The organism is Pandoraea sp. SD6-2 (assembly GCF_000389825.1).
GTDB lineage: Bacteria > Pseudomonadota > Gammaproteobacteria > Burkholderiales > Burkholderiaceae > Pandoraea > Pandoraea communis.
Genome location: NZ_KB944423.1, coordinates 131992 through 150886, shown reverse-complemented (window position 1 = coordinate 150886; position 18895 = coordinate 131992). Strand labels below are relative to the sequence as shown.

17 protein-coding genes and 1 pseudogene are annotated in these 18895 nt (G+C 62.5%); 11 read left to right on the top strand and 7 right to left on the bottom strand.

The genetic code is table 11. The features are described 5' to 3' along the window. The first annotated feature begins 9 nt into the window (after positions 1 to 9). Together rbfA and truB are read left to right on the top strand one after the other, a co-directional pair. Positions 10 to 426, top strand: a complete 417-nt coding sequence (rbfA, locus tag C266_RS00695; protein WP_010803777.1) for a 30S ribosome-binding factor RbfA — start codon at positions 10 to 12, stop codon at positions 424 to 426. A gap of 128 nt (positions 427 to 554) precedes the next feature. Further along, positions 555 to 1541, top strand: a complete 987-nt coding sequence (gene truB / locus C266_RS00690; RefSeq protein ID WP_010803778.1) for a tRNA pseudouridine(55) synthase TruB — start codon at positions 555 to 557, stop codon at positions 1539 to 1541. Between the two features lie 68 nt (positions 1542 to 1609). On the opposite strand, the gene C266_RS00685 is transcribed toward truB, so the two are convergent. The 5 genes from C266_RS00685 to C266_RS00665 all read right to left on the bottom strand — a co-directional run bounded on the left by C266_RS00685 (position 1610) and on the right by C266_RS00665 (position 7464). Further along, complete coding sequence (locus tag C266_RS00685; RefSeq protein ID WP_010803779.1) at positions 1610 to 2104, bottom strand: acyl-CoA thioesterase; 495 nt, start codon at positions 2102 to 2104, stop codon at positions 1610 to 1612. 311 nt (positions 2105 to 2415) lie between these two features. Next, positions 2416 to 3966 (bottom strand): DHA2 family efflux MFS transporter permease subunit, encoded by a 1551-nt coding sequence (locus C266_RS00680; RefSeq protein ID WP_010803780.1) that lies wholly within the window; start codon positions 3964 to 3966, stop codon positions 2416 to 2418. A gap of 37 nt (positions 3967 to 4003) precedes the next feature. Then, positions 4004 to 5239 carry an HlyD family efflux transporter periplasmic adaptor subunit gene (locus C266_RS00675; RefSeq protein ID WP_036660883.1) on the bottom strand — a complete coding sequence of 412 codons (1236 nt, stop codon included), beginning with the start codon at positions 5237 to 5239 and terminating at the stop codon, positions 4004 to 4006. A gap of 77 nt (positions 5240 to 5316) precedes the next feature. Further along, positions 5317 to 6834, bottom strand: a complete 1518-nt coding sequence (locus C266_RS00670) for an efflux transporter outer membrane subunit (RefSeq protein WP_010803782.1) — start codon at positions 6832 to 6834, stop codon at positions 5317 to 5319. 120 nt (positions 6835 to 6954) lie between these two features. Further along, positions 6955 to 7464 (bottom strand): MarR family winged helix-turn-helix transcriptional regulator, encoded by a 510-nt coding sequence (locus C266_RS00665; protein ID WP_010803783.1) that lies wholly within the window; start codon positions 7462 to 7464, stop codon positions 6955 to 6957. 297 nt (positions 7465 to 7761) lie between these two features. Here C266_RS00665 and typA point away from each other — a divergent pair, with 297 nt between their 5' ends. Beyond that, on the top strand, positions 7762 to 9585 hold the full coding sequence (gene typA, locus C266_RS00660) for a translational GTPase TypA (protein ID WP_010803784.1): 1824 nt from the start codon (positions 7762 to 7764) through the stop codon (positions 9583 to 9585). A gap of 208 nt (positions 9586 to 9793) precedes the next feature. After that, entirely contained in the window at positions 9794 to 10936 is a 1143-nt protein-coding gene (locus C266_RS00655) for an enoyl-CoA hydratase/isomerase family protein (RefSeq protein ID WP_010803785.1), read from the top strand. Between the two features lie 10 nt (positions 10937 to 10946). Here C266_RS00655 and C266_RS00650 read toward each other — a convergent pair whose 3' ends face one another. Further along, entirely contained in the window at positions 10947 to 11366 is a 420-nt protein-coding gene (locus C266_RS00650) for a hypothetical protein (RefSeq protein ID WP_010803786.1), read from the bottom strand. A gap of 168 nt (positions 11367 to 11534) precedes the next feature. Further along, positions 11535 to 12188, bottom strand: coding sequence for a transcriptional repressor LexA (lexA, locus tag C266_RS00645; RefSeq protein ID WP_010803787.1), 654 nt, complete (start codon positions 12186 to 12188; stop codon positions 11535 to 11537). A 437-nt stretch (positions 12189 to 12625) separates the two neighbouring features. Between lexA and C266_RS00640 the strand changes: the two genes are divergently transcribed. The 7 genes and pseudogenes from C266_RS00640 to C266_RS00615 all read left to right on the top strand — a co-directional run bounded on the left by C266_RS00640 (position 12626) and on the right by C266_RS00615 (position 18861). Beyond that, positions 12626 to 13657 carry a sulfate ABC transporter substrate-binding protein gene (locus C266_RS00640; RefSeq protein WP_010803788.1) on the top strand — a complete coding sequence of 344 codons (1032 nt, stop codon included), beginning with the start codon at positions 12626 to 12628 and terminating at the stop codon, positions 13655 to 13657. 24 nt (positions 13658 to 13681) lie between these two features. Beyond that, positions 13682 to 14545, top strand: a complete 864-nt coding sequence (gene cysT / locus C266_RS00635) for a sulfate ABC transporter permease subunit CysT (protein ID WP_010803789.1) — start codon at positions 13682 to 13684, stop codon at positions 14543 to 14545. Positions 14546 to 14575: 30 nt separating this feature from the next. After that, the gene (cysW, locus tag C266_RS00630) at positions 14576 to 15481 is read left to right on the top strand and encodes a sulfate ABC transporter permease subunit CysW (RefSeq protein WP_010803790.1); all 906 of its coding nucleotides are present in this window, start codon (positions 14576 to 14578) and stop codon (positions 15479 to 15481) included. Between the two features lie 27 nt (positions 15482 to 15508). After that, positions 15509 to 16244 (top strand): annotated as a pseudogene (locus C266_RS00625) (sulfate/molybdate ABC transporter ATP-binding protein); the annotation flags it as partial. Positions 16245 to 16288: 44 nt separating this feature from the next. After that, positions 16289 to 16585, top strand: a complete 297-nt coding sequence (locus C266_RS28315; protein WP_371257013.1) for a TOBE-like domain-containing protein — start codon at positions 16289 to 16291, stop codon at positions 16583 to 16585. 124 nt (positions 16586 to 16709) lie between these two features. After that, positions 16710 to 17648 (top strand): CysB family HTH-type transcriptional regulator, encoded by a 939-nt coding sequence (locus C266_RS00620; protein ID WP_010803792.1) that lies wholly within the window; start codon positions 16710 to 16712, stop codon positions 17646 to 17648. Positions 17649 to 17820: 172 nt separating this feature from the next. After that, positions 17821 to 18861: an asparaginase gene (locus C266_RS00615; RefSeq protein ID WP_010803793.1), complete on the top strand. Its 1041-nt coding sequence runs from the start codon at positions 17821 to 17823 to the stop codon at positions 18859 to 18861. Positions 18862 to 18895 lie beyond the last annotated feature (34 nt).

The window sequence follows — 18895 nt, the reverse complement described above, 5'->3', positions numbered from 1 at the left end:
GAGTATGTTATGGCAAAGAAACGTGGCGTTCCGGGTCGGAATCTTCGTATCAACGACCAGATCCAGCGCGATCTGTCGGAGTTGATTCAACGCGAAGTGAAGGACCCGCGTATTGGTCTGGTCACGCTGCAAAGCGTGGAAGTGACGCCGGACTATGCGCATGCGAAGGTGTATTACACGACGCTGACCGGCGATCCGAAGGCGACCGGTGAGGCGCTCAACGAGGCGGCCGGTTATCTGCGCAATCTGCTGTTTAAGCGCTTGCACATCCATACGGTGCCGACGCTGCACTTCCACTTCGATCAGTCGATCGAGCGCGCCATCGAAATGTCGCGACTGATCGACACCGCCAACGCTACGCGCGCGAAAGAAGAAGCGGGTGAAGGCGGCGTGCAAGACAGCGACAAGGAAGACGACGGCAAGTAAGCTGTCGATTGACGACGCAGCCTGCCGGGCTGGCTGATAGCGAGCCCGGTGATTTAGCGATGCCTGCGCATTCGTGAAGAGTGCCAGGGGTCGATTCCGACAAGAATCTCTCAAGCAATCCCCGCATCATGACGGACCCGCGTTCGCAGGCACCCCGCCAAAAACTCCCCCGTTTCGCCCTCGATGGCGTGCTGCTGCTGGACAAGCCGCTGGGCCTCTCGTCCAACGACGCGCTGATCAAGGCCAAGCGCCTGTTGCAGGCGTTGAAGGCGGGGCATACGGGCACGCTCGACCCCCTGGCGACCGGTTTGTTGCCGCTGTGCTTCGGCGAGGCGACGAAGTTCTCGCAGGATTTGCTCGAAGCCGACAAGACATACGAGGCACGTGTGCGTCTGGGCGAGACCACGACGACGGGCGACGCCGAAGGGGAGGTGCTGCTGACACGTCCCGTGACGGTGGACGAAGCGGCGATTCGCGCGGTGCTGCCGCGCTTCACCGGGTCCATCTCCCAAGTGCCGCCGATGTACTCGGCGCTCAAGCGCGATGGAAAACCGTTGTATGAATATGCGCGTGCTGGGCAGACCCTTGAGCGTGAAGCGCGCGACGTCACGATCCATCTGCTGGAAATGACGGCGTGCTCGTTACCCGACGCTGCCGAGTTCACCTTCCGCGTGACATGCAGCAAAGGCACTTATGTGCGCACGCTGGCAGAAGACATCGGCGAAGCGCTGGGCTGCGGGGCGCATTTGCGCGCGCTGCGACGCACGGCGGTTGGCCCGCTCACGCTGGAAGGGGCCGTCACGCTCGACGATCTGGCGGCGATCGATCACGCGCAGCGCGTTGAGAAGCTGGCGCCGGTCGATGCGCTCCTGAAGACGCTGCCGACAGTCTGGCTCGACGAAGCGCTCGCGAAGCGCTTCGCTCATGGGCAACGGCTGCGTCTGGACGAGACCCGCTGTCCTCAGCCCTTGCGCGCGTGCGCCGCTGCACACCATGACATCGAAGTGAAGGTCTACGCCGAAGCCGTTGGCGACGCCGCCGGTCGTTTGCTGGGGGTCGCGCGGCTGGATGGCGAGGCGTTGCTCACACCGCAGCGCCTTATGAAAACACAGTAAGCGGTTGTGCTGACGACGGTGCGTTTGCGCGCATCGCCGTCACGCTCACCACTGACGGTTCGTCGTTCTCAGTTCGAGACGTTTTCGGGTTTGAGTTCGACGATGGCGTCCAGCGCTGCCTTGACGTCCATCGCGTACTTCGCCAACGCCTTTTGCTCCTCCGTCTTTGGCTCGAAGGACGGCACACCGACCGGGTGATTGCTTTCGTCGACGGCGACAAACACCATCAGGCAGTCGGTCGTCTGACGCAGCTCGCCCCACTTGGGGTCGCCCGCGTGCACCGACACATGGATGTGCATGCTGGTGCGCCCCGTCGCCACGATACGTGCGCGCAGTTCCACGAGATTACCCACCAGAATCGGACGGCGGAAGCGGATGTTGCCGACGCTGACCGTCACGCAATAGCGGCCCGACCACGTGGCTGCGCATGCGTACGCCACTTCGTCGATCCACTTCATGAGGGAGCCCCCGTGCACCTTGCCACCGAAATTGACAGCGGCCGGCTCGGCCAGAAAGCGGAAAGTGATTTCGGAGCGTTCGCTTTGATTCTGCGGGGTATTCATGATGTTTGTGCTTGCGGGCTGAAGGTTCTTTCTTTCCCGGCCACCGTCCGGTTTTGGGGCGGTGAGATGGGAAAAGCGCCATGATACTGCGATTGCGCAAGGTATGCCGGTACCTCGAGCAGGTAGCCATTCACGTCGATTCACGGTGGTTTGGCCGGTATGACGGCCGTTTGCCAATGCCGAGAGTATGCCAAGGGTGCAAGCGCCTGCCGTGGCCGATAAAAAAAACCCGCTAAACATCAGCGGGGTTCAAGAAGTGCCCAGCAATACAGAGCAGGGCCGGGCACTCGGGGGGAAGTCTTGGCTTGGCTTCAGTGGGCGCCGGCCGCGGCGTCTGTGCCGCCACCGCCCTTCATCGGGCGCGTAATCCACACCATCGCGATCATCAGCACGAACAGCAGTGCCGAGATCCAGAAAATGTCGTTGGCGCCGAGCATGGCCGACTGCTGTGTGACCAGCCGGTCGATATAACCGTTAGCCTGTGGCGTCGTCATGCCGAGCTGGTTGAGGCTTTGCACCGAGTCATTAAACGTTGAGTCGTATGGCGTCAGATGCTCGGTCAACTGTGCATGGTGCAGCGTGATCCGGTTGTCCCACATGGTCGTCGCAATCGACGTGCCCACCGCGCCGCAGGTAATCCGCACGAAGTTGGACAGCCCCGCCGCTGCCGGAATGCGGTGCGCCGGCAACCCCGACAAAATGATGGCCGTGAGCGGGATGAAGAACATCGACATCGGTACGCCCTGCAGGAACGTCGGGATCATCAGCGTGCGCGTATCGACAAGCGTGTTGAAGTGCGAGCGCATCAGGAACACCAGTGCAAACAACAGGAACGAGACTGTCACGACCCAGCGGGCATCGAGCCTTGGCAGCGTCTTGCCGATGACCGGCGACAAGATGATGGCGAACAGACCCACCGGCGCCATCACCAGACCCGCCTCCGTGGCCGTATAGCCGAGGTAGATCTGCAACCACTGCGGCAGGATCACGAGATTGCCGAAGAACAGGCCGTAGCCCACCGAGATGGCCACCACGCCGCCGGTGAAGTTGACCCGCTTGAAGAGCGTCAGATCGACCACCGGATGCTTCTCGGTAATCTCCCAGATGACGAAGAAGCAGAACGACACCAGTGCCACGAGCGCAAGCACGACAATGGTCGACGAATTGAACCAGTCGAGTTCCTTGCCTTTGTCTAGCATCACTTGCAACGAGCCGACCCACAACACCAGCAAGGCCAACCCGACCGTATCGATCGGTTTGCGCTGCGTGGGCGTTTCGCGCTTGGCGTAAATCAGCCACGTGACATACGCGGCGGCAATGCCGACCGGAATGTTGATGTAGAAGATCCACGGCCAACGGTAGTTATCGGAGATCCAGCCGCCGAGAATCGGGCCCATCACCGGTGCGACCAGCGTTGTCATGCCCCATAACGCCAGCGCCATCGAACTCTTTGCGGGGGGATAGCTCGAGAGCAGCAGCGATTGCGAGAGCGGGATCATCGGCCCGGCCACGGCGCCTTGCAACACACGGGCCGCGAGCAGGATCTCGAGCGTGGGCGCCATGCCGCACAGCCACGAGGCCAGCACGAACAGCAGGATCGATGTGATGAACAGTCGCACCGCGCCGAACCGTTCGGTGAGCCAGCCCGTGAGCGGCACCGAAATGGCGTTGGCGACGGCAAACGACGTAATCACCCATGTGCCCTGGCTCGATGAGACACCCAGGTCGCCGGAAATGGCGGGAATCGATACGTTGGCAATCGATGTGTCGAGCACGTTCATGAACGTGGCGAGCGACAACGCGATGGTGCCGAGTACCAACTGGCCCCCCGACAGGGGGCCAGGAGCGTGTTGATTTGCCATGAGATATCAAAGGGGGTGGGGGGCACCCCCCTCCGCTTTACAGGGGACGTGCGCGAGCCGGCTGATTGCGCGTGTCGTTGGCGCCACCGCTGCCAGCGGCAGCTCCGGCACCCGCGTTTTCGGTAATGATCTTGGCGACGATGTCGTCGGCGTCGTGGCCGACCTTGTCGTACACGTCGGTCGAATACACCGGCAGCGCGGGCGCTTCACCCAGCGCCTTGCCGTCCGTGTCACGCACGTTGACCTTGACCTGCATCGACAGACCGACGCGCAGCGGATGCTGTTGCAACTGCTTCGCATCGAGCGCGATACGCACCGGCAGACGTTGCACGACCTTGATCCAGTTACCCGTGGCGTTCTGCGCCGGCAGCAACGAGAAGGCGCTACCCGTGCCTGCGGAGAAGCCCGCGACGGTGCCCTTGTACTCGACCGACGAACCGTACACGTCGGCCGTGAGCGTCACCGGCTGTCCCACGCGCATGTGCGCGATCTGCACTTCCTTGAAGTTGGCGTCGACCCAGACTTGGTTGAGCGGCACCAGCGCCATGAGCGGGGCACCCGTCGCCACGCGCTGGCCAACCTGCACCGAGCGCTTGGCCACGTAGCCGTCGACCGGGGCGGGGATCGAAGTGCGGGCGTAGTCGAGATACGCGGCGCGCACCTGGGCTGCGGCCTGCTGCACGTTCGGATGCGTGGTCACCGAGGTCTTGTCGGTGAGCGCCTTGTTCGACACCAATTGTGCACGCGCCTGTTCGAGCCCGGCTTGTGCCGACTTCACGGCGTCCTGGGCGTGGGCCAGTTCTTCGCGCGACACGGCGCCCGTTGCAATTGCCATTTCACGACGCTTCACGTCGGCCTGTGCCTTGGCCAGTTCCGATTCGCGCATTGCCACGGTGGCGGCATAGGCGTCGTTGTTCACGAAATAGGTGCGTACCTGACGCACGGTCTGCGCCAGATTCGCTTCGGACTTCAGCAACGCCACGCGAGCGTCGGTCTGGTCCAGCGTGACCAGCGGCTGACCAGCCTTGACCATCTGCGTGTCGTCGACCTTCACGCCGGTCACGGTGCCGGCCACCTGCGGCGTGATCTGCACCACGTTGCCCGCGACATACGCATCGTCGGTATCTTCGTAATAGCGCGCATACAGCGCGTAGTAGGCACCGTAGCCGATGGCTGCAATGGCAATCACGGCCGTCAGCGTCAGCATCATGCGGCGGCGCTTGCCATTGCCCTGGGCCGGCTGAGCAGGTGCTTGTTGTTGGTTCTCGCTCATCATTTGCTCCGTACTAATCTCTTAATGTGCTTTGACGTTGTCTGTTCTGTCTTGCGCGACGTGTAGCTGTCTGCCGGTCAGTGCGTCTGTGCGGCATCGGCTTGGGCATCTGCCGGGCGTTCCTGACCCACGACGAGGCCCGATGCCTGAGCATCGAAACCACCGCCCAATGCCTTGATCAGGCCAATCTGCTGGTCGCGCCGTGCGCTGTCGATATTCACGCGTGCCTGTTCCTGCGCAAGCAGTGACGACTCGGCTGTGAGTACGGTCAACTGCGGCGTGAGACCGGCCTTGTAACGATCGATGGCCAGGTCGTAGGCGCGTTGTGCGGCGTCCTGCGCCACGCGCTGCGACACCATCTGCTTGTCGGCAGAGCGGATCGACGACATGCGATCGGCGATGTCGCCAAGCGCTCTGTTAAGCGTCGAGTCGTAGTTCGCCACTGCACTTTCATACGCGGCGTACTGGCCCTTCAGGTTCGCGCGCAAACGGCCGCCGTCGAATATCGGCAGCGAAATCACGGGGCCGGCCTGAATGCTCTGGCTGCTCGGATCGATCAGCTTGCCCAGCCCGAAGGTGGAGAAGCCGAACGCGGCGTTGAGGTTCACGTCCGGATAGAAACGTGCCTTCGCGACGTCCACGCCCTTGAGCTGCGCTTCCACCCCCCAGCGTGCCGAGACGATGTCGGGGCGACGGCCGAGCAGTGCGAGCGGCAGGTTGTCGGGTAGAGCGGGCGTAGGCAACTGGGCCAGTTTGGGCGGTGCAATTTCCAGACCGCGATCCGGCCCCTTGCCGAGCAACACGCCGAGTTGATGGCGCGTAAGCAGGATCTGGCCGTCGAGTTGGGCGATTTGCGTCTGAATGTCGGCGGTGTTGCTGTCAGCCTGCTTCTGCTCGACCTGCGTATCGAGACCAGCACGAACGCGATCTGCTGTGAGCTTGCCGAGGTTCTGGCGTTGTTTGCTCACGCGATCGAGAACGTCGTGCAGTGCGTATTGCTGCGCGAGCTGGTTGTACGAGCGCGCGACGGCCGTGGCCAGCGCGAGCCGCACTTCCTGATCTTCGGCTTCTTCGGCCCGCTCGGCCGACGTGGCTTGCGCACGTGCCGAACGGTTCTTGCCCCACAGATCGAGTTCCCACGACAACGAAGCGGTCAGATCGCCCTGCGTGAACCATGCACCGCCGAAGCCTGCCGGGTAGATCGTGTTTTCGGTGAATTTCGAGCGGTTGATGTCGCCCGAGAAGCCGACCGACGGCAGCAACGCTGCGGCGGCCCCTTCGGTCTGCGCTTGCGCTGCCTTCAACCGGGCGGCCGCCATGGCCAGATCGGGGTTGCCCGCGAGGGCTTCGTCGATCAGAGAGACGAGTTGCGGATCGCCAAAGCGCTGCGCCCAGTCGGTACCCGGCCATTGGCCACCCTCGGAGGGTAGGCTGCGCTGAGTTTGATACTGATCGGGCGTGCTGATCTGCTTGTCGCTGTGGATGCCGGCGAAATTCGCACAACCCGCGAAGCCCAGTGTGACAGCCGCGAGACAGAGGGCGGAAATCGCTGAGCGGGCCCGCAGATGCGGGAGGAACGGTGAGGCCGCTTTCATCGCAAAACCTTTACGAGTGAAGTCTTGTACTGACGATAATCGGGAATTGGGCATTGACGAGGGCGTGAAATAGTGGACTCGTCATGTTTTTTGGGAGGCAAATCGGAACGGCTTTCACCGTCACCCCGACTCGCCGTTGGCGATGACTCGCCGCAACAGGCTTTTCAGAAAACCCACTTCCTCCACGGAAAAACCTTGCAACAGATGGTCGGCGGCGCGCACGAAAATGTCGGGCATCCGATCGGCCATTGCGTATCCGGCCTCGGTCGCACTCAGGTTCACCGTGCGGCGATCCATCTTGCTGCGCTCACGCATCAGCAGTCCGTGTGCTTCAAGCCGGTCGAGCAGGCGGGTGACCGCGCTCGCGTCTATACAGTAGTCACGCGCCAGATCGGCCGCCGTCTTACTCTTGCCTGTGGCGACCTTGTAAAGCATGGTCGCCTGCGTGCTCGTCAGGCCGTACTGCGACGTTTCCTTCGTCAACTCGGCCAGAATCAACTGACGCACCCGGGCAACGAGATACCCGAGGGAATCGTCGATGTCATAGGCGTTGCGGGGAGGGTCGCTCTGGGGCGCGCCCGGCTGCGGCGTCGGCGCGGTAGCGGAGGGGGTGACGGGCGGTTCGGCCATTTTCGTGTTGCTGCAATAGTTGACTAGTCACGATTATAGCGTCCGCTTAATAAATTTCAAGGCCATGCAATAGTTGACTAGGCAATTATTTTGCTGGAGGGGTCGATGCTTTGTGTTGGATTGGTGCGTGGCGACAAGAATTAGCGGGAGAAGATGGGGGAGCGTGGGGAAGCGGTTCATGACGACGGCGCCTGAAAGTCGTCCGCCGTTGTTGCATTGCAGAAAGGCCATGACGCGAGACATGCGCAAGTGGTAGAATCGCGGATTCTCCAAAGGCTTTTTTCGAGCACCTCTTTCATGACCCGCGCTCTCCGTAATATCGCCATCATCGCGCACGTCGACCACGGCAAAACCACGCTCGTCGACCAGTTGCTGCGCCAGTCGGGCACTTTCCGCGAAAACCAGCAAGTCGCTGAACGCGTGATGGACTCGAACGACATCGAAAAAGAGCGCGGCATCACGATCCTCGCCAAAAACTGCGCCGTCGAATACGAAGGCACGCACATCAACATCGTCGATACCCCGGGACACGCGGACTTCGGCGGTGAAGTGGAACGCGTGCTTTCGATGGTCGACAGCGTGCTGTTGCTCGTCGACGCCGTTGAAGGCCCGATGCCGCAAACGCGCTTTGTGACCCGCAAGGCACTTGCCCTCGGTCTGAAGCCGATCGTCGTGGTCAACAAGATCGACCGTCCGGGCGCACGTCCGGACTGGGTGATCAACCAGACGTTCGATCTGATGGACAAGCTCGGCGCAACCGACGAGCAGCTCGACTTCCCGATCGTCTACGCGTCGGCGCTGAACGGTTTCGCCAGCCTCGACTCCGATGTGCGCGAAGGCACCATGCGCCCGCTGTTCGAGGCGATTCTCGAGCACGTGCCGGTCCGCGAAGCGGATGTCGACGGTCCGCTGCAACTGCAGATCAGCTCGCTCGACTACTCGACGTTCGTTGGCCGTATCGGTGTCGGCCGTATCACGCGTGGCCGCATCAAGCCGGGCCAGCAAGTGGTGATGCGCTTCGGCCCGGAGGGCGAAGTGCTCAAGCGCAAGATCAATCAGGTGCTGACGTTCCGGGGCCTGGAGCGCGTGATGTCGCCGGAAGGTGCGGAAGCGGGCGACATCGTGCTGATCAACGGCATTGAAGACGTGGGTATCGGCGCAACGATTTGCGACGTCGACACGCCGGAAGCCCTGCCGTTGCTGACGGTGGACGAGCCGACGCTGACCATGAACTTCTGCGTCAACACGTCGCCGCTGGCCGGCCGTGAAGGCAAGTTCGTGACGAGCCGTCAGATCCGCGATCGTCTGCACAAGGAACTGAATCACAACGTGGCGCTGCGCGTGAAAGACACGGCGGAAGACTCCGTCTTCGAAGTGTCGGGCCGTGGCGAGCTGCACCTGACGATTCTCATCGAGAACATGCGTCGCGAAGGCTATGAACTGGCCGTGTCGCGTCCGCGCGTGGTGCTCAAGGAAATCGACGGCGTGAAGCACGAGCCGTACGAAATGCTGACCATCGACCTGGAAGACGAGCACCAGGGCGCGGTCATGGAAGAAATCGGCCGCCGCAAGGGCGAAATGCTGGACATGGTGTCGGATGGTCGTGGCCGTACGCGCCTCGAGTACCGCATTCCGGCTCGCGGCCTGATCGGTTTCCAGGGCGAGTTCCTGTCGATGACCCGTGGTACGGGCCTGATGAGCCACATTTTCGACGCTTACGCACCGCTTAAGGATGGTACGTTGGGTGAGCGCCGCAACGGCGTGCTGATCTCGCAAGACGACGGTGCCGCCGTGGCCTACGCGCTGTGGAAGCTGCAAGATCGCGGCCGTATGTTCGTGTCGCCGGGCGACGCGCTGTACGAAGGCATGATCATCGGTATCCATAGCCGTGACAACGACCTCGTGGTCAACCCGATCAAGGGCAAGCAACTCACGAACGTGCGGGCGTCGGGTACCGACGAAGCCGTGCGTCTGGTGCCGCCGATCGCGATGAGCCTCGAATACGCTGTCGAGTTCATCGATGACGACGAACTGGTCGAAGTCACGCCGCAGACGATTCGACTGCGCAAGCGCTACCTCGTGGAACACGAGCGTAAGCGCGCATCGCGTGAGCAGAAGTAACGCCGGCGATGGCGTCACAGCGTAGCGGATGAACGTCTGCTGCGCCTCGATGCCAGTCTGTTGGAAAGAAAGCCGGTGCTTCGCACCGGCTTTTTTCGTTGTGGTTTTCGACATGCGGCGCGCGGTGCCTGCATGCTGTCGAAAGCCCCCGAGAGGTCGCGTCGCGCGCGCGACCGTTCCGTTGATATTGCTGAAGCACTCGCCAGACATGACCGAATTTGTTCGAACCGAAATCCGCGGCCGCATCGGCTTCATTACCCTGACCCGCCCAAAGGCGCTCAACGCGCTCTCGCACGACATGATTCGCGCGATGGCGTCGGCACTCGGCGCATGGCGTGACGATTCCAGGGTGCTGGGCGTTGTTTTGCAAGGCGAAGGCGAGAAGGGCTTATGTGCGGGCGGCGACATTCGATATTTCCACGAGGCCGTGAGCGCAGGGCGCACCGACATCATGGATTTCTTCACGGACGAGTACACGCTGAATTACACGATCGCCACGTACCCGAAGCCCTATATTGCACTGATGGACGGCGTGGTGATGGGCGGCGGCATGGGGATTTCGCAGGGCGCAGCGTTGCGAATCGTCACTGAGGCAACGCGCATGGCGATGCCGGAGACAGCCATCGGTCTGTTCCCGGACGTTGGCGGCGGGAGCTTCCTTGCTAACCTCGCGGGGCATCTCGGCGAGTACCTTGGCGCGACCGGTATTGTGTTTGGTGCGGTCGACGCCTGTGAAATCGGTCTGGCCGACGCGGTTGTTCCGCGGGCCTCATTGCCGGCGCTGTGCGAATTGCTGGCAAACGGCGAGTGGCAAGATGGCGACGCCGTACTCAACGCGGCACGCATGTTCGCCCGTGAAGCGCTGCCGCCGGCCGGTCTGGCGCCAGGTAAGCTCGCGCCGCTGCGCGATGTGATCGACAGTCACTTCAGGCTGCCGGACATGCCGGCCATTCTGAGGGCGCTCAAGCGCGAAGCGCGCTGTGAATATTCGGGCTGGGCAGAGGAGACGGAACACCTTCTGCGCAGCAAGCGCTCGCCGTTGATGGTTTGCGTCACGTTGGAGCAGGTGCGTCGTGCGCGCAAGCTGTCGCTGGCTGATGAACTTCGTGAGGAATGGCTGATGATGCGCAGCGTCTTCAATCTCGACGGCCGTACCGGCGCGGAGAGTGTCGAAGGCATTCGCGCATTGGTTGTCGACAAGGACCACGCGCCGCGTTGGCAGCATGCCGACATTGAGTCGGTGAAACCGGCAGACGTCGCGCGCTTCTTCGACGGGGATCGCCTCGGCGCCGACAATCCGCTACGCCAACTCGGCAAGTCAGGGCCCGTCGAGCGACGCAGTTGCGGGTGAGTCTGGGCGCTTATACCGCAGCGAGGCAGAACTGCTCGCCGACCGCCTGATCGAGTTTGCGGCAGATGTCGGCGATGCTGCCCACCATCACGATGTGCGATACGTCGCGATATACACGGACTTCGTGATCCGCTGGTGTCACTTGCGCATCGCGATGTTGAAGTTCGCGCACGTTGCGCGATGCCTTGATGGCCTTTCCGGACGGACATGCGCGGCGCGTTGCCGACGCCACGGCGGCCGCGAGTGTGCGGGGCAGGACGGTGCTGCGTGCGCGTGCGGGCACCGTGTAGGAGCGGGCAATGGCGGGGGCGGAAGCGAACGGGCCAGACAGGGCCGAGAGTCCGTACACGGCTGACAGCCGAGCTTGCGAAGTGGCTCGCACGCGCGATTGACCGAAAGACGTACGCAGCAAACCAAAGAGTCGAGCCATGATGCGATCCTTTTTCCAATGTGGGTCTGAGGGACGCGTCCTGCCGCGTATTTCGCAAATTGCGGGCGCAGCAGGGCACGGGCGCCGGACCCAGCCCGGCGCAATCGGAAATGCAAATCTTCAGGGAGTGGGGCGCTGCGCTACAACGCGCAGTCCCCGGAGTCGCGCTTAGAGATCGTTGTTGCGGATCAGGCCGACCGCAATGCCCTCGAGCGCAAAGTCGCCGCTACCTTCATTGACGTTGATGTTTTCGAAATCCGGGTTCTCGGCGATCAGCTCGACGCCGCCCGGCACGCGGTGAAAGCGTTTGACGGTTACGTCGTCGCCAAGGCGTGCCACGACGATCTGGCCCTCGCGCGCATCGGCAGCCTTCTGTACGGCCAGCAGATCGCCATCGAGAATGCCTGCATCGCGCATCGACATCCCGCGCACCTTCAGCAAGTAGTCGGGCTGGCGCGCGAACATGTTCGGGTCGCACTGGAAGTTGCGCTCAATGTGTTCCTGCGCAAGGATCGGGCTGCCCGCAGCCACGCGTCCGACGAGGGGCAGCGACAACTGCATCAGGCCCATGTGCGGCAACGTGAACTGGTGTACACCACCCGCTTCGTCCAGACGCTTGAGGCGGATGCCACGCGATTGGCCCGCAGCCAATTCGATCACTCCTTTGCGCGCTAGCGCCCGCAGGTGCTCCTCCGCGGCATTGGCGGAAGAGAAGCCGAGTTCGGCGGCGATTTCAGCGCGTGTCGGCGGAAAACCGGTGCGCTCGATCGCTTGTCGGACCAGTTCGTAGACCTGCTGTTGACGGGCGGTAAGTTTGATCATGGCATCACTGTATGGAAGCACAGGTGGCTGTATTTTTGTACAGTGTTTGTAAAAACGCAAGGGAAAACTTCATGTAGTGCGTGAAGTTTCCGCCACATCTCCCCGACTTCGCGCCGCACGTCGCCAGTGCCATGGGCCGCTGGGCATCGGAAGCGCCGCGCAGTAGATTGACGTGCGCCGCTGCAACGGGGCCGCCAGACGCTATCGGTCATCACCGCCTGTCACTTATGCGAACCCCTGAGGAGACAAGGGAGCGAGCGCGCTGAAGGCCGCTGCGGCTGAGCCGATATACGGTTGGGTAACCAAAGTCTTCCTTCAGCATCATTTCGCCAATCCTTATTCCGGCATAAACAAACGAAAAAATATTATTTTTAATTATTTAGCGCCCCTCATAGACTGGCCTCCTACACACGAGAAGCAAACAAGGAGTGCAAGTCATGAGCAAAGCAGCACGGGGATGGAAAGCTAAGAAGCTGGTGGTGGCACTGGGCGGCCTGGCACTGGCCGCCGGCATGACGATTCAGGCGCAGGCCGCGAGCCTTTCGTTGCTCAATGTCTCGTATGACCCGACGCGTGAGCTGTACGCCGACTACAACAAGGCTTTCGAAGCCCATTACAAGCAGACCACCGGCGACACGGTGACGGTGAAGGCCTCGCACGGCGGCTCGGGCAAGCAGGCCCGTACCGTGCTCGATGGCGCGCCTGCCGACGTCGTCACGCTCGGCATCTCTGCCGACATCGACGAACTGGCTCAGGCCGGCCTCGTGAACAAGGATTGGCAAAAGCGTCTGCCTGACAACGCTACGCCGTACACCTCGACGATCGTGTTGCTGGTGCGCAAGGGCAATCCGAAGGGGATCAAGGACTGGGGCGATCTCGTCAAGCCGGGCATCAGCGTCGTGACGCCGAACCCGAAGACGTCGGCGGGCGCTCGCTGGAACTACCTTGCCGCATGGCTCTACGCGCTCAAGCAACCGGGCGGCAATGAGCAAAAGGCGCAGGATTTCGTCAAAGCGCTCTACAAGAACGTGGGCGTGCTCGACTCGGGCGCTCGTGGTGCCACCACGACCTTCGTGGAGCGTGGTATCGGCGACGTGCTGATCGCGTGGGAAAACGAAGCGCTGCTCTCGGTGAAGGATCTCGGTCCGGACAAGTTCGACATCGTGGTGCCGTCGTCGTCGATTCTGACGGAGCCGCCGGTGGCCGTGGTCGACAAGAACGTCGACAAGCATGGCACCCGCAAGGCTGCCGAAGCCTATCTGCAATGGCTGTATTCGCCGCAAGGTCAGGAAATCGCCGCGAAGCACTTCTATCGTCCGCGCTCGCCGGAGATCGCGAAGAAATACGCGTCGCAATATCCGAAGCTCAAGCTCTACACTGTCGACGCCGATCTGGGCGGCTGGACGAAGACGCAGGCCAAGCACTTTGCGGACGGCGGCATCTTCGACCAGATCTATACCAAGAAGTAACGCTACGACGAAAGGGACCCTCGCATGAGTACCGCACTGTTTCCCCTCTGGCGCAAGCCGAGTGCCTTGCCGGGCTTTGGCCTGACGATGGGCTACACCGTCGCATACCTGAGCCTTGTGGTGCTGGTGCCGTTGCTGATGGTCTTCATCAAGGCAAGCTCGCTCGACTGGACGAGCTTCGTCACCGCTGTGAGTTCGCCGCGCGTGCTGGCGTCGTACCGCCTCACGTTCGGCATCTCGCTGGCGGCCGCCATCCTCAATGCCGTATTCGGTTTCATTCTGGCGTGGGTGCTGGTGCGTTACACCTTCCCAGGCCGGCGATTCGTCGATGCGCTGATCGACCTGCCATTCGCCTTGCCCACGTCCGTGGCGGGCATCGTGCTGGCGGCGATCTACGCGCCGAACGGCTGGATCGGACGCTGGTTCGAACCGCTCGGCATCAAGATCGCCTTTACGCCGCTGGGCATTTTCGTGGCGCTGACGTTCATCGGACTGCCGTTTGTGGTGCGCACGCTCCAGCCGGTGCTCGAAGAGTTCGAGCGTGAGCAGGAAGAGGCGGCGGCGTGCTTGGGCGCCACACGCTGGCAGACGCTGCGTCACGTGATTCTTCCGGCCGTGCTGCCTGCGCTGCTGACTGGCTTCGCGCTGGCCTTCGCGCGCGCCGTGGGCGAGTACGGCTCGGTCATCTTCATCGCCGGCAACATCCCGATGGTCTCGGAGATCACGTCGCTGCTGATCGTGACCAAGCTCGAACAGTTCGACTATGCGGGCGCTGCGGCACTGGCCGTGGTGATGCTGGTGATCTCGTTCGTGTTGCTGCTGCTTATCAATATCCTGCAATGGTGGCTGCAACGCCGTCATTCGGGCCGGCGCGCCAGCGGCGTGTGATTCAGGAAAACGAGAGAGAACGTTTCGACCATGTCAGATTCACTCGCACTGTCACGCACCTTGCCGCATGCGGCCAAGGCGCGTAACGCCGATCCGACCGACGAGCCCGCGCTGGTCAAGGCCGTGCTGATTGGCGTCGCGCTGCTGTTCTTCGCCTTGTTTCTGGTGTTGCCGCTCGCGTCGGTATTCGTTACCGCCCTGGGCAAGGGATTCGCTGCTTACTGGGACGGCCTGACGAACGACGACGCGCTCTCGGCCATTCGCCTCACGGTGCTGATCGCCGTCATCGCCGTGCCGCTCAATCTGGTGTTCGGTGTGGCGGCGTCGTGGGCGATTGCGCGCTTCGACTTCAAGGGCAAGAGCGTGCTGACCACGCTCATCGATTTGCCGTTTTCGGTTTCGCCGGTGATCGCCGGGATGACGTTCTTGCTGATCTTCGGCCGTCAAGGGCCGATTTGGGACTTTCTCGACGCCCACAACCTGAAGATCGTGTTCGCGCTGCCCGGACTGGTGCTCGCGACGGTGTTCGTCACGTTCCCGTTCGTGGCGCGCGAATTGATCCCGCTCATGCAGGCACAGGGCAGTGAGGAAGAGGAAGCCGCTCGTGTGCTCGGCGCCACCGGCTGGCAGGTGTTTATGCGCGTGACGCTGCCGAAGATCAAATGGGGGCTGCTGTATGGCGTGATTCTGTGTAATGCCCGCGCCATGGGCGAGTTCGGTGCGGTGTCGGTCGTCTCCGGCCATATTCGCGGCGAGACGAACACGCTGCCGCTGCATGTGGAAATTGAATACAACGACTACCACACGGTGGGGGCATTTGCGGCAGCGTCGATTCTCGCGTTGCTCGCGCTCGCCACGCTGGCCCTGAAGCTGTGGGCCGAACGCAAGCTGGCGCAGGACAAGGCCGCGCGTCGCGAAGATGCCGTGGCGGCCTGAGCGGACATCGCATCGAGGAACAAGACAATGAGTATCCAGGTACAACAGGTTTCGAAGCGGTTCGGCAATTTCGCGGCGCTCGACGAAGTAAGTCTCGAATTCCCCACGGGCGAGCTGGTCGCGCTGCTCGGGCCGTCCGGCTGCGGCAAGACCACATTGCTGCGCATCGTTGCCGGGCTGGAGTTTGCAGACGCCGGTCGCGTCGTTCTGAACGGCGAGGATGTCGCCTCGGTTGGCACGCGCGAGCGTCAGGTCGGCTTCGTGTTTCAGCATTACGCGCTGTTCCGTCACATGACGGTGTTCGAGAACGTAGCGTTCGGGCTGCGCGTGAAGTCGCGCCGCGAACGTCTTTCGGATGCGCAGATTCGCAACAAGGTGCACGAATTGCTCGGTCTCGTGCAGCTCGACTGGCTGGCTGACCATTACCCGGCAGAACTCTCGGGCGGACAGCGCCAGCGTATTGCACTGGCGCGGGCGCTGGCCGTCGAGCCGAAGGTGCTGCTGCTCGACGAGCCGTTCGGTGCGCTCGACGCCAAGGTGCGCAAGGAGTTGCGTAGCTGGCTGCGACGTCTGCACGACGAACTGCACATCACGACGATCTTCGTCACGCATGATCAGGAAGAGGCGCTCGAAGTCGCCGACCGCATCGTGCTGATGAATCGCGGTAAGGTCGAGCAGATCGGCGCACCGCAAGACGTCTACGACACGCCGCAGAGCGCGTTCGTCTATGAGTTTCTCGGCACCGCGAACCGGTTGCCGGGGGAACTGCGCACGCACGATTTCATTGCAGACGCCGGCGCGTATCGCGTGACGGTGCACAAAGACGATTTGCCGGCTGTGCCGCAGGATGGCCGTGCGATTGCGTACGTGCGTCCGCACGATCTCGCGCTGCTGCCGGCGCACGATGGTGGCCCGGGTATTAACGTGGCCGTGCGCCGCGCGATTCCGCTGGGCGGCACCGTGCGCGTGGAACTCGCCGCACCGGGCGATGCGGTATGGGAGGCGGAACTCACGCGCTCGGGCTGGCAGGCGCTCGGCGCCGATGCTGGCGCCCCGCTGCGGGCAGTGCCGCGTCAGTTGCGGGTGTTCTCCGCACACGCGTGAGCCGCACGGCGGTGTCGCATGACAGCATCGAACGACAGACCACAACAAGTTGAAGCCATTGGGTACACATCGTTGACGTTTTGAGACGTCACGGACAGACAAAGCAACAAGGCGGAGTTACATCATGAATTTCCAGCAGTTGCGCTATGTGCGCGAAGCCGTTCGGCAGAACCTCAACCTGACGGAGGCGGCGAGTGCGCTGTACACGTCGCAGTCGGGCGTGAGCAAGCAGATCAAGGATCTCGAAGACGAACTCGGGGTGGATGTGTTCGTGCGTCGCGGCAAGCGTCTCACGGGACTGACCGAGCCCGGCAAAGCGGTGCTGCAACTGATCGAGCGCATGTTGCTCGACGCCGAGAACCTGCGCCGCGTGGCGCGTCAGTTCGCGGATCAGGACAGCGGTCATCTCGTGGTGGCGACGACGCACACGCAAGCGCGCTATGCGCTGCCGCAGGTCATCAAGCAGTTCACGAGCGTGTATCCGAAGGTGCATCTGGCGCTGCGCCAGGGCAGCCCGCGTCAGATCGCGCAGATGGTCATCGACGGCGAAGCCGACATTGGCATCACGACCGAGGCGCTCGACCGCTTTCCCGATATCGTCACGTTCCCGTGCTATTCGTGGCATCACGTGGCTGTCGTGCCGAAGGATCACCCGCTGGTCGGGCGTGAAAGCGTGACGCTCGCGGACATTGCCGAATACCCGATCATCACCTACGACGGCGACTTCACGGGCCGCTCGCACGTGGACAAGGCATTCTCCGATCAGGGACTGGTGCCGGACATCGTGTTGACGGCACTGGATACCGACGTAATCAAGACGTACGTCGAATTGGGACTGGGCGTGGGGATCGTGGCGGCGATGGCTGTCGATCCGCGCAAGGATCAGGATCTGGCGGTGCTCGAACTCGACAACGCATTCGAGCCGAGCACCACGCGGATCGGCTTGCGCCGCGGTGCGTTCCTGCGCTCGTATGCTTACCGTTTCATTGAAATGCTGGCCCCGGCGCTCAAGGAGCAGGAAATTTCGACGCAACTGCGAGAAGCGCTGGAATTCGCGGCCTGACGCGGCGGAGCGCGACATTTCCGGGGGGCGGGCAGGGCGGCGCACATTTTCAGGCGTTGTCCGGCACATCCCCGTCGTTCGGACGTGGTTTGGCCATGGATCCCGCCCGCTGAGGCGGGATCGATATTTTCAGCGATTGGGAAGCCGGGCAGTATTGGATACAATCGTTGACATGACTTTGACCTCATTCAACCCCATCCCTCATTACACCGTGTCCTCGGGCGATCTGCCGCGCATTGCGCTGCTCGCCACGGGCGGCACGATCGCGGGCAGCGCGGCCGATGCGACGCGCACCGCCGGTTATCAGGCCGGGGCGCTCGGTGTGCAGGACCTGCTTGCCGCTGTCCCGGCGCTGGGCACTGTCGCGCACATCCACGCCGAGCAAGTCGCCCAGATCGACAGCAAGGACATGAGTGTGGCGCTCTGGCAGAAGCTTGCCGCCCGCGTGAACGCCTTGCTTTCGCAGCCCGATGTGGCAGGGGCGGTGATTACCCACGGTACCGATACGCTGGAAGAGACTGCGTATTACCTGCACCTGACCATCAATAGCCGCAAGCCGGTGGTGTTGACGGCGGCGATGCGGCCCGCAACGGCGCTCTCCGCCGACGGACCGCTCAACCTGCTCAATGCCGTGCGCGTGGCTACCGACCCGATTTCATCGGGCCGTGGCGTGATGGTCGCCATCAACAACCAGATTCACTGCGCACGCGACGTCATCAAAACGAGCACCTACAAGGTCGACGCCTTCCACTCGCCGGAAATCGGCGTGCTGGGCTGGGTGCAGGACGAGCGGGTGGCGTTCCAACGTGCGGCGTTGCAGTACCACACCGTCGAGAGCGAGTTTGTCGGACTCTCGGGCGAGTTGCCCGCCGTCGAAGTGGTCTCGAGTTATGCGGGTGTGTCGCGGATCGCCGTCGACGCCCTGGTGGAAGCCGGCGTGCAGGGCATCGTGGTCGCAGGCACGGGCAACGGCTCGCTGCATTCATTGCTGCAACAGGCGCTGGCCGAGGCCGTGCAGCGCGGCGTGACGGTCGTACGCGCCGCACGCGTGGGCAGCGGACATGTCATGCACAACGGCGCGGCACCCGACGATCAGTATGGCTTCGTGAGCGCGGGCAACCTGCATCCGTTCAAGGCGCGTGTTTTGCTGATGCTGGCGTTGCAGGCAGGTGTGCCGCGCGAGCGCATGCAGAGCCTGTTCGCCGAGTATTGACCCGCAGCATCCGATCGTCTGGGGCAAAAAAAAC